Origin of the sequence: Sorangium sp. So ce385, from assembly GCF_051474135.1 — a bacterium.
In the GTDB taxonomy this organism is placed as follows: domain Bacteria; phylum Myxococcota_A; class Polyangia; order Polyangiales; family Polyangiaceae; genus Sorangium; species Sorangium cellulosum_D.
Genome location: NZ_CP150337.1, coordinates 1,415,582 through 1,426,988, shown reverse-complemented (window position 1 = coordinate 1,426,988; position 11,407 = coordinate 1,415,582). Strand labels below are relative to the sequence as shown.

The following is an 11,407-nucleotide window of genomic DNA, read 5'->3' as shown; positions in this document are numbered from 1 at the left end:
GACGGGAGTGACACCATGAAGATCAGGGTTCTCAGCATCGTCGCCGGCGCGGCGTGCGTCGTCGGCTCGGCCGGCGCCGCGCACGCCGGCGTCGCTCCGCCTCCCGCGTGCAGGGCGGCGGCCTCGGAAGGGCCTGTGTTCACGCAGAACAAGCGCCTCTGTTACGAGACGCTCGCGGCGCGGGGGAGCTACCAGGAGATCGTCGATCTCATCGAGGTGGAGACCCTCGGGCTCACGCCGCAGGAGCGGTACTTCCTCGGGATGGCCTACTTCGGGCTGTCGAACCGGACGGGCGCCGACAGCCTCCGGTGCCACGCCGCGGTCCGCGCCAGCGCGCTCCTCGAGGCGTTCCTGACCGAGCAGCAGGTGCTCTATCGCGAGCAGCACTCGTTCGGCACGTCCGACGACATGAAGTACACGTACCACGCGACAAAGATGGTGGCCGCCCTCGAGGCCGTGACAGGGTGCGAGGAGTCGTCGCACACGCCGGCCAGCCTGGAGCGCTACGGCCGGCGGTACGCGGTGGGGCGCCTGCGGGGGCTCTTCTACGAGACGTCGGGGCCGGACGCGCTCCGCGACCGCTTCGACGAGAAGATGACGCAGCTCGGCGACCAGATGAAGGCGTTCGTGGCGACGGCGTCCAGCGTGGAGACGCGCTACGGCCTCAACCTGACCGAGATCGACGTGGGGCGGCAATACCTCTTCGGGATCCGTGACCGCATCAACGGCCTCTTCGGCGCCGAGGCGGTCAAGGTCGCAGCGCAGCCCGTCGGAGGTGACGAGTCGTTCCCCAGCTTCGTGTACGACGCGACGTGGAAAGCGCAGATCCTCGGGACGATCGGCGCCAAGACGACCCGCTTCACGGATCTCCTGTTGCCGGAGAAGCGCGGGGAAATCGCGATCATCGAGGCGGAGATCATCGCCGCGATCGGCGGCCTGTCGATGGAGGATTACGTGAGTCGCAAGGAGCGAACGGTGATCGAGCTCAGGGATCTCTCGACGTCGCTGATCCTGGGGACGAACTTCTGGACGGCGATGGAGGCGCCCGAGCGAACCGGCAGGGCCGCGCTGGACGACGCCCTCGCGAAGCCGAACCGGAACGAGCTCGCGCGGACCGCCGCGCACGTCGAGACGCTCTGGCAGGAAGGGATGGCGAAGTACTGCAATTCCTCGAGGCCGGCCTGGTACTGCAGGAGGACGCCGTGAAGAAGATCACATGGCGTGTCGCGCTGGCCATCGTGCCCCTCTCGGCGCTCGCGTCGCTCGCCTCGCACGCGGCCTCGCTCCCGACCCCGAGCGGCCCCGCGATCGCGGCGCCGTCGTACGTCGATGTCGACGAGGCGTTCCGCCGGGCGACCGCAGGGCGGCCGCTCGAACCGGCGCTCCTCTCCTTCGCCTCGAACGAGCTGCGCTCGCCGACGTCGGGCGGCGGCAGCTCGGGCGGAGAGATCATCGAGGACGACGCCGTGCCCATCGAGGAGGTCACCGGATCCGTGACGACCGTGCGTCTCCTGCCCATCGCCGGCGTCGAGCCGGCCGCGGCGCGCGAGCTCCACCGCCGCGTCGCGCTCCTCGAGCTCCTCATCGGGGCGCTCCGGAGCTATCGCGAGCCGGAAGGCGCCCCGGCGGGCCGGAGCGACGAGGTCCTCCAGATGGCGAACACCGCGCACCTCGAGCTCTTCGTGGCCCATAGCCTCGCGTACCTCGAAGGGCAGACGCGCGAGGAGAAGTGCCTGTCGTACCAGCGGGCGAACGAGCACGCGCGGTATGTCGGGTTCGGCGTCGACTTCGGCCTCCCCGTGCCGGTCCGCGCCGGCTGGGAGACCCTCCTCGAGGAGGCGCGGGCGTTCCACGCCGGGCCCTTCGCCGACCAGATCCCGGCGAACCTCTGCTCGATGCGCAAGGCGGTGCGCAAAGCCGAGGTGGAGTCGATGCTCCGCGCCGGCATCGACGAGCGGATACGCTCGCGCATCGAGGCGGAGATCGACGCGACGTCGCAGAGCCTCGCCGAGAAAGAGCGGCAGTACGCGGCGGCCCTCCGGGACTCGGCCGTGGAGCTCCCGACGCGCGAGATCTTCCTGCTCAAGAAGACCGTCGAGGACACGGCTTCTCTCTACGAGTTCGTGGAGCGGGACACGCTCGGCCTCGAGCGGGCGCCGGCCACGACGCCGCCGGGGCAGTCGCTCATGGCGCGCCTCCGCGCGAAGCGCAGCGAGATCGACCGCATCCGGAGCAACGCCAGCGCCGCCGGGGTCGACGCCGACGTGGCGGCGGCGCGCGCCACGCTCGAGCGCCACGCCGCGCTCCTCGGCGCCGTGGTGGAGGCCCTCCGCGAGATCGCCGGGACGCCAGGGCTCGACTGGGCGACCCAGGAGAAGCTCGGCGTCTGCGCGACGATCCCGGGCGCGCTCACGCCGGAGAACTTCGCGGAGTACGCCGGACGCGTCGACGCCTGCCTGACCGAGGCGGCGCGGGCCTACGGCGCGCTCAAGGACGAGGCGGGCGCGAGCGACCCGGCCCGGACGGCCTTCGTCGAGAAGGTCTCGGGGCTCTCGAAGGCTTATATCGGGTACATCAATAGTCTTTAGCCGACGGCAAAGCTTGCTGGAGCGATCCATGAAACGACTGTTGTCTTCATTCGCCCTCGGTCTGTTGCTGCTGCCTTCGCCCGCGCGCGCCGAGGAGATCGAGTGCATCCCTTCGAACGAGACCGCGATCCGCGCGGAGGTCGGGCGGCTCGTCTCGGAGCTGAAGATCGCGCAGTACCGCGCGAACATGGCGCTCCTCGAGGACAGCTTCGGCGATCTCGAGGCGCTCGTCGGCGCGAGGGGGAGGTGCCCCGAGTCCATGACGACGCGCGTCTGCGATGCAGAGTGCTACTACCAGCGCGCGAACGTCTATCGCTTTCGCGCCACGGGGCTGCCGCTCCTCGACGCGAAGGGGGCCGCGGCGCCCGGCGATGCGCTGACGAGCCCGGCGGAGCTCCTCGCGCAGGCCACGGCGGGGCTCGAGATCGTGGAGCAGGGGATCGCGCGCCTCCCGCGGCAGACGAGCTCCGGGACGGGCGAGGAGCAGAAGAACATCGCCTTCAACAGGTATCTCAAGGCGATGGCGCAGCTCCAGGGGCTCAAGGCGAAGCTGCTCGTTGCGGCGGGCGACGTCTGGTACCGCGAGGCGTCCGTCGCGCGGCTCGACCACATGAGCTACCTGGTCGGCGAGGCGCTCGGCGACGCGCCCGCGGCGGACGGGGACAAAGGGAGCGAGTACTACAAGGCGGCCACGTATTACGATCAGGCGTTCTGGCTCGTCCTCGAGGCCAAGGGCTCCCTCCCCGATCGGGACCTCTTCACCGCCGAGCTCGCGACGCTCGCCACCATCGAGAAGGACGTGACGCTCCGCCTCGACTCGGTGCGCAAAGGCTACCTGTACATCAACATCGATCCCGAGGATTTCCCGCTCATCAGCATCGAGCGGCTCGGCCAGCAGCTGCGGATGCAGGAGGCCGCGATCGAGCAGCAGGACCTCAACATCCAGAACATGCTCGAGACGTGGGCACGGAAATACACCGATCTCCAGAACCAGAAGTTCGACATGGCCAACATGAAGCACTCTCGGGCCATCGAGCTCGAGGTGTACAAGATGGCGCAGCTCCAGGACATGGCCGAGCAGCTCAAGAACGACGTGCAGCAGAAGCTGAGCGCGCTCCAGAGCGACATCTCGACGTTCGAGCTCGAGCAGAGGATCCGCGTGCTCGAGCTGGCCTTGAAGCGCGAGACGAAGGAGCTCGAGAACCAGATCGTGCTCCTCCGGGGCCAGCGCGAGCAAGATCTCCTCGCGCTCGACCAGGACGCGGTGCGCGAGCAGATCGCCGAGATCCAGTTCAACATCGACATGACGCTCGCCGCCTTCAACTTCGAGATGCAGCGCGACGGCCTCGAGCTGCAGATCGACGAGCTCTTGAACCGCGTCGCGTCCGACGACAAGGAGCTCGAGCTCGTCGACAACCGCAAGGCGCAGATCGAGCGACAGATCGCGCTCGAGCAGAAGCGCATCGAGGGCTCCGAGATCATCACGAGCCGGCTCCGGACCTCGCAGGAGACGGTGTTCGAATCGATGCGCGTCCCCGTCGTGCACCAGATTTGCTCGGTCGACGCCGAGCTCGCGTTCTACACCGGGGCGGCGCAGGGGTTCACCGATCCGATCTCCGGGGCCACGTGCACGAGCCCCCCGTCCATCGAGGCGCCGAAGCCGGCGCTCCTCGATGAGATCTGCATGGCGCGGAAAGAGCTCTCCACCAAGAGCAAGGAGGAGATCGACAAGATCAGGGCTTGCATCGACGGCTCTGGCACGAGCTGCTCCACGAAGGACGAGAACCTGAAGCGGGTCGCGGAGGAGCTCTACAATCAGAACCTCAAGATCTTCGACCACCAGCGCGACATGTGGCAAACGACGATCAATCAGATCAACGATCGCATGCGGGCGCTCGACGCCGCGATGGCGGAACAGAACGGCCTCGATGCGCTGAAGGGGGCTGCGCTCGCGCTCTCGGCCACCGCCGCCGTCCTCGCGGCCATCCCGGACGGCGATACGGGCATCATGGGCATCTTCCCCGTCAAGACGTTCCGCTTCGTCGAGGCGGCGGCGGCGGCGGCGAAGGTCGCGGCCGACACGGCAGCGCAGGTTTACGAGTGGCAGTTCGGAGAGCTGCAGTTCGAGCAGATGATCGCGCAGGAGCGGCACGAGCTCAACGTTCGGGTCGAGGAGCTGAGGAGGGAGATCAACGCCCTCGACATCCACAAGCTGATCGAAGAGTGGACGAAGAAGCGCGCGCTCGCCGAGATCTCGGTCCAGCTCGCGGAGCTCGACAAGGAGGTCGTCGAGATCACCGGCGAGGAGAAGCTGCACGCGATCCAGTGCAGGCTGGACCGGGGTGAGATCGCGTCGACGGTCGCCAAGCTGCGGGCCGACCGCGCGGCGCTCGTGGCCGATCTCCAGACCAAGTCGGACGAGTCGGCGCTCGTCGACTTCGACATCGACGAGCAGGAGAACGTGCGCGAGCAGGCCCAGATCGAGATCCAGCGGCTCACCCTCGCGCTCGGGGAGCTCGACATCGAGGCGAGCAGGCTAGAGCAGGACAAGCAGAACCTCCTCGCCATGAAGTCGTCGATCGAGGCGCAGATCAGCCGGATCGGCCACTACCAGGGGAGGGTGCACGATCTCGAGGGGCACTACGACGCGACGCGCCAGGTGCTGAACGACATCCGGGAGAAGATCCGGCAGAACACCATCAACATCTCGGAGGGGCAGATGGCGTTCCTCGCGTCGGTCATCGAGGACGAGCGGGCGGCGACCTTCGTCCAGATCGAGGACCTCCGCCGGCAGATCCGGATGGTGGAAGAGGCGAAGGATCTCGAGCACGAGCTGCTCGCCATCGAGCGGGAGATGCGCGAGGCGGTGCTGGAGAGCCGCACGCGCATCATGGGGCTCGTCGAGATGGCGCCCGTGAACGACGCCGCCGAGGTCCTCTTCTGGGACTTCGAGGACATGCAGGCGGAGCTCACGCGGGGAGCGAGCGAGTTCCTCGAGGCCAAGCGCCGCGTCGTCGAGAACGTCAACTTCACCTACAACCTGTACCGGAACCGCTACAACGTGCTGAGCGACTTCGCCGGCGACGTCGGGCACCTGTCTTCGGACAGGACGTTCATCGGGACGGCGGCCGAGCTGGATTCGTTCCTCAGCGACTGCGGGACGGTCGGCACGAGCGAGGTCTGCCGGCCTTCTTCGCTCGCCTGGAGCACCGAGACGATGGCGGGCAGCGTGGCCGAGTTCACGCTGGAGAAGACGAGCGGCCTCGTGTCCGAGCTCCTCGAGAACGGGCGCGCGCGATTCGAGATCTCGCCCTTCGCTGGCTCGCAAGCGGATAGCCGGAACCTCGGCAACTTCGTCCTCTGGGACGAGATGACGATGAACGAGAGCGAGCCGATGCGCCTCGTGCACGTCATGGCCGGGGTCTCGAGCTCGTCGTGCCGCTCTCAGCAGATGCAGATGACCCACCTCGGGTTCGGGACCGTCTTCTCGCGCCTGTCGAAGGACAGCGGCGAGATCGTGCCGAGCCTCGTGGTGAAGCGGCCGGTCACGGCGCTCATCCCGGTGTACGGCGGCTCGGACATGGATCTCATGAACGACGAGTACCTCCGCTTCCGTCGCGGCCCGTACACCGCGGAGGGGCTCGAGCGGCGCCTGACCGACGGCCTGATCCAGAACGCGTATCCGTTCGTGGGCCATCCGCTCGTGGGGACGTACGAGATCATCGCCGACGAGAACCTGGTTCGCTGCCTGAACCAGGGTGCTCCGTCGTTGCAGCTCGGGTTCATCTTCGTGCGCAAGCCGGTGCGCTGACGTCCGCGCGCGGGCGGGGAGCCGAAGCGTTACACAGGATAGAAGGAGTCTGACCGATGGTTCGACAGGATATGGCTTCTTGCATCCCGCTGGTCGTCGCGGCGGTGTTCGCGACGCTCCCGGGGATGAGGGTGGCGGCGGCCCAGGTGGACGACGAGTGCTCGCGCAAGCTCGCGTCGTGCGACCTACAGGAGCGGAAGACGCACCTCCGGGCGCAGATCTGGTCCGGTCCCTGCGATCCGTCGCAGTGGGACGCGCTCCCGCGGCAGGGTTATCCCTTCGACACGGTCGATGGGAGGCAGAAGCTCACGGTGGGGCCGCGCGCGCCGGTGCACTTCCTGAACGGGGTGTGCGAGGCGCATCGTCCGGACGGCGACGTCGACCACGGCCTCCACGAGCTCGAGAAGGCCGCGACCGTCGGGCTGCTCCCGTCGCAGCGGAACGCCGCGGCGCTGCTCGAGGGGCTCCTCCACTGCCGCAAGCTCGCGCAGCTGGAGGATCGGTATCAGGGCGAGCTCACCACGAAGCTCGCTCCCCGCGAGGCGTTCTGCATGCACCGGGGCATGGCCAAGGCCAGCTTCACGCGCGTGCGGTGGGAGGGGCTCGAGATGAGCTACGACACCTCCGACTTCAGCCTGACGGGGCACGCCGAGAGCATGGCGCAATGCTATGCGGAGTACCTGCACGGCGGGTACGACGCCACGTGCGGCGTCGTGTCGTCGCCCTCGCCGGCGGCCATCGACGCGGCGGCGGAGGTCGTCTCCCGCGATATCCTCGCGGATTATTTCGGCTCCGCGACGGAGGACGCCCCGCCCGGCGACAGGGCGATCCCGCCGCTCAAGGCGATGCTGGCGCGCAAGATCGAGATGGCCGACAGCTCGCTCCGGGACTCGACGGCGCTCCTCGGCGGCCTCGTGCAAAAGAAGGACCTCCTCGTCAGCTCCTACCAGGGGATGGCGTCGATGTTCTGCCTCCCGGGGAGCGAGACCACGGGGCTCTGCTCGGGTCCGCTCCCCTCGGCCGTGACGCGCCTCCACGAAGGGTACGAGCGCGCGGTGCTGCGGAGCCAGACGATCCTCGATTTCGTCGATCGCTGGGTCGGCGGTCTCTACGAGTACCAGGGCAAGGACGTCCGCGTCGAGCTGCAGAAGAGCCATGAGGGTCTCCGCGACATGCTCGCGCGCGCCGAGCTGCCGGCGGTGCCGAACGAGATGACCCTCCTCGAGAAGCTCGATCTCATGAAGCGCGACATGGCGCTCCTCGCCGACCGGAGCACGGTCGAGGACGAGACGATGAAGCGGCAGTGCAGCATCTACTTCTGCGAGATCCGGAATCGTAACCGGACGTTCTTCACGAACGCCTGCAACCAGATCGACGCCACCGCCGGCCGCCCGCTCAAGGACGTGAACAAGCTCTGCGCGGCGGACGTCGCCGGGACGATCGTCTCCGGCACGCAGACGGCCGCCGCGCTGTGCGCGAGCGTGGGGCTCCCGGCGTCGTACGTCTCCAACACGGCGATGACCGCCAAGGCGGTCGACACCTGCATGAGCGAGTTCCACCCGTGACCCCACGTAGCGAGGCCAAGTTGAACACGCGAAGATGGTTGTGGGCGCTCGTCCCGGTCGTTGCGAGCGCGTGCGGAGATGCGGGCGGGCCGGAGATGGCGATGACGAGCGCGCAGGCCCTCCTGGCCGCCAAGCCGACGCTGTTTCGCTACCGCGCGATCGGCGCGGCGGGCTCGGAGATGCGGTATGCCGCCGAGCTGCCGCAGGAGGACGGGACGATGATCCTGCTCCGCCTGGAGGGGTGCCTCGACGAGCGCGTCGTGCGCGAGCTGTTCGGCGTGAGGCGGAGCGCGATCGCCGAGCGGACCGACGTGGTCATCGACGCGACGGCGCCGAGGATCGCGTGTCCGGACCGCATCGCCGCGGACGCGAACGTCTACGCGGAGCCGAGGACGCAGGGCCTGTCGCTCCTCGAATACCGGCTCGACGGCGAGCCCCTGGAGGCCGGGCCCGGGCGCTACTTCGTCATTCCCAACCGCTGCGGGGGGCTGATGAAGCACCTCGGGATCGCCGAGCGCGCGCGGCGCGCGCCGGCCCCTCCCCTGGGGAGCCCCGGATGGACGCCCGAGCCGGGCGCCGCGCCGATCCAGCTCTCGTGCGCGAACGAGCGCGCGACCGAGCCCTACGACGGCTGGGAGGTCCACTCGGCCTGGTTGCCGAGCGTGGAGTTCCGGTGGATGGTGCTCGTCAAGAAGGGGAATACGTCGTTCTTCGTCGAGTCGCTCGACGGGCGGCCCTACAACGACCTCACCGACGCCGAGCGCGCCAAGGCGCTCAGCGACGTCAGGAAGCTCCTTGCCGTGCCGAGCTCGTGGGCGTCGACCGACGTCGTCCCGGAAGACGAAGAGATCCAGCCCGACATGCCGTTCTTCGACGTGTGCCTGGAGCGGTGCGGCACGGCCAGCTGGGTCCCGGCGCACAAGGTCCTGAGGGACGGCTACCTCGAGTGCGAGAGCGGCTCGCTCGATCCGAGCACCGGCGGGTGCCTGGACGGCGAGCGGAAGGGCTATACCGACCGCCTCGAGCTCAACGGGACGACGAGCCGGCGCGCGCCGCTCGGCGGCGTCACCCTGGATCTGCCCATCTGCACCGCGAGCGAGACGTGGGAGCGCCGCTTCGGCCTCTCGGGCCACGACGGCGGCGGGACGTGGCTGACGCGGCTCATCGCGGCCTACAACGCCGGCAAGAGCGAGGGCGCGGCGCCCCGTCGGGTCTCGCTGCCGTGCCTCGTGCCGGAGCGCACGTGCTCGGTCACGCTCCGCGAGGGCGTGGACCTGTCGACCACGACCGTCGCCACCCTGACGCGGAGCTGCGCGGTGGACGCCGACGCCCTGGAGGTCCGCGTGGGCAAGCGCGCCGCGGTGAGCCGGCCGCCGTTCACCCTGGACGCGGCGACGCTCCCCGCGAGGATGCGCAAGGTGCGCATGATCGGCGAGCCGGAGGGCTCGACCATCACCGTGGCGCAACCGACCTGCGGATTCGGCACGAGCACCGCGTGCACCGACGCGCAGCCGGCCCTCCTGGTGCAGGGGGATCTGACGGTCGATCTCGAGCACCTCCGGCTCGTGTCGCGCGCCCCCACGGAGAGCACCGCGGGCCCGCCGGCGCCGCTCGCGCGCGTGGGCGTGCAGGCCGCGGGCAGCGCTGCGCGAGGGCTCGTCCTGCGGGTCCGCGACGTGGTCATCGGCGGCGACACGGCGCCGGTGTTCTACAAAGGCATCGTGTTCTCGGGAGGCACGCTCGCGCTCCACAGCTCGAGCGTGCGCGCCTTCACCGACGGGGTGTCGGCCGACCGGGCGCGCGTGTCCATCGTTTCGTGGCCGGTCGCCGGGGGCCATAGCATCGAGTCGCTCGCCCAGCCTGACCTCACGGCGGATGATCTCGTGGATCTCCGGGGGGAGTGGCTCGGGGGCTCGGTCGCGAACTTCCGCGCGCTGACGCTCAGCGCCGACGTGCAGGCGTTCGTCGTCGGGATGCGCGTGTCAGGCCCGATGGCGGTCGCGTGGAACGACGACCGCGCGACGTGGACCGAGGACGGGCTCCTCGCGGTCGACAGCACGTTCACGAGCACTCCCGGCTACTTCGATCGCGAGTCGGTCATGCTCTCGGTGGCGGGCAGGGGCCAGCTCAACTTCGTGAATTCGAAATTCGTCAACTTCGGACACGTGCTCCGCTGCCCCTCGCGGCTGTCGGGAGGGACGGCGAAGATCATCTTCGATCGGCCGGAGTTCGACGAGATCACGTATGGCCTGAGGCAGGGAGCCTGCACGGTCGAATCGGCGACGCTGTGGGATCCCACCGGCGAATAAGGCGAGAAGGACCATGACAAAAAGAGAGAGAATCGTCGCCGCGGCCGCGGCGGTGGGGTTCGTGTGTCTCGCGCTGTCCGTAGCGGTCGTCGTGCTGCGCCGCGCCGAGCGCGACCGTGGAGTCGATCTCGAGCTCGCGCAGTCGGTGAGCGCCGACTTCGGGGCGCGCGTCGAGGAGCTCTTGAAGCCTTACCTGAACGCGCAGCCGGGCGTGCGCGTGCGCGTGACCTACAAGCCCCGCGCGGCCGAGGAGGGCCTCTCGGGGGCCCGAGGCGCGCACCTCGTCCTGCGCCCCTTCGAGCCGGCGGAGGCGGACAAGGTCGCGCCGCTCTTCGCCGCGGACTACGCGGTGCTCGCGTATGACCGCAGCCGCGTCGCCGAGCCGCCGGCGAGCTTTCCGGATCTCGTGACGCAGGCGCTCGCGCTGAAGGCGAAGGGCGATGTGGCGTATGGCCTCGCGCTCCCCGAGGAGACCCATCCCCTCCTCCCGCTCTTCTCGGACGTCTTCTGGCCTGCCGCGCCGCAGCACGAGGCGAAGGCGGCCGCGAAGGAGGCCTTCGCGCTCCTCGGCGATCTGCGCTTCACGTACGGCCTCTCGCCTCACGCGTGCACGTCGGACTGCGCGGCACGCCTGCTCGCGGAGGGGCAGGTCCCGTTCGCGGTCCTCGGCGAGTGGCGGATCCCCGAGCTCCGGCGCGCGCTCGGCGAGCGCCTCGGGCTGGCGCCGCTGCCGTCGCTCTCGCGCGGGGGGCCGCCGCTCAGGAGCGTGGGGCGCACGTACGGCGTGGAGCGCGCGCCGGCGCTGAAGGATCGCGAGGCGAGCGCCGCGGACGGCGTTGTCGCCTACCTCCGCGGCGAGGGGCAGAAGCGCGTCTTCGCGGCGCTCGGGAAGCTGCCGCTCGCGGAGCCGCCGGGCGCGGCCGACGGCGCCGCGGAGGCGCCGGCGCCCGAGCAGGTGGAGCAGGAGCGCACGCTGCGCGCGCCCGCCGTCTCGGCGGATCCGGCGAGCGTGCGGGCCGCGGACGCGGCCCTCGCTCCGGTCTGGATCGAGTTTGCCGACGGGCGCATCGGCGCGGAGGGGGCCGCGCGCGCGCTCGTCGAGAACATCACGGCAATCCATACGGATTCTTAGAT

General features: G+C 69.4%; 6 protein-coding genes. All 6 read left to right on the top strand.

What is annotated here, in order from left to right; all coding sequences use genetic code 11:
• Positions 1–15: 15 nt before the first annotated feature.
• Genes WME83_RS05310 through WME83_RS05285 form a run of 6 tightly spaced genes read left to right on the top strand, consistent with a single transcriptional unit; the run spans position 16 to position 11,405 of the window.
• Entirely contained in the window at positions 16–1,206 is a 1,191-nt protein-coding gene (locus WME83_RS05310; protein WP_437318166.1) for a hypothetical protein, read from the top strand.
• Entirely contained in the window at positions 1,203–2,588 is a 1,386-nt protein-coding gene (locus WME83_RS05305; RefSeq protein ID WP_437318165.1) for a hypothetical protein, read from the top strand. The genes WME83_RS05310 and WME83_RS05305 overlap by 4 nt, the downstream gene beginning before the upstream one ends.
• A gap of 28 nt (positions 2,589–2,616) precedes the next feature.
• Positions 2,617–6,399: a hypothetical protein gene (locus tag WME83_RS05300; protein ID WP_437318164.1), complete on the top strand. Its 3,783-nt coding sequence runs from the start codon at positions 2,617–2,619 to the stop codon at positions 6,397–6,399.
• 56 nt (positions 6,400–6,455) lie between these two features.
• Complete coding sequence (locus WME83_RS05295) at positions 6,456–7,964, top strand: hypothetical protein (protein ID WP_437318163.1); 1,509 nt, start codon at positions 6,456–6,458, stop codon at positions 7,962–7,964.
• Positions 7,965–7,984: 20 nt separating this feature from the next.
• Positions 7,985–10,273, top strand: coding sequence for a hypothetical protein (locus WME83_RS05290; protein ID WP_437318162.1), 2,289 nt, complete (start codon positions 7,985–7,987; stop codon positions 10,271–10,273).
• Positions 10,274–10,286: 13 nt separating this feature from the next.
• Positions 10,287–11,405: a hypothetical protein gene (locus tag WME83_RS05285; protein WP_437318161.1), complete on the top strand. Its 1,119-nt coding sequence runs from the start codon at positions 10,287–10,289 to the stop codon at positions 11,403–11,405.
• Positions 11,406–11,407 lie beyond the last annotated feature (2 nt).

What these genes read in the sequence shown, in the direction of transcription:
- WME83_RS05310 (WP_437318166.1), top strand. Translation starts at nt 16, where the DNA reads ATGAAGATCAGGGTTCTCAGCATCGTCGCCGGCGCGGCGTGCGTCGTC.
- WME83_RS05300 (WP_437318164.1), top strand. Translation starts at nt 2,617, where the DNA reads ATGAAACGACTGTTGTCTTCATTCGCCCTCGGTCTGTTGCTGCTGCCT.
- WME83_RS05295 (WP_437318163.1), top strand. Translation starts at nt 6,456, where the DNA reads ATGGTTCGACAGGATATGGCTTCTTGCATCCCGCTGGTCGTCGCGGCG.
- WME83_RS05285 (WP_437318161.1), top strand. Translation starts at nt 10,287, where the DNA reads ATGACAAAAAGAGAGAGAATCGTCGCCGCGGCCGCGGCGGTGGGGTTC.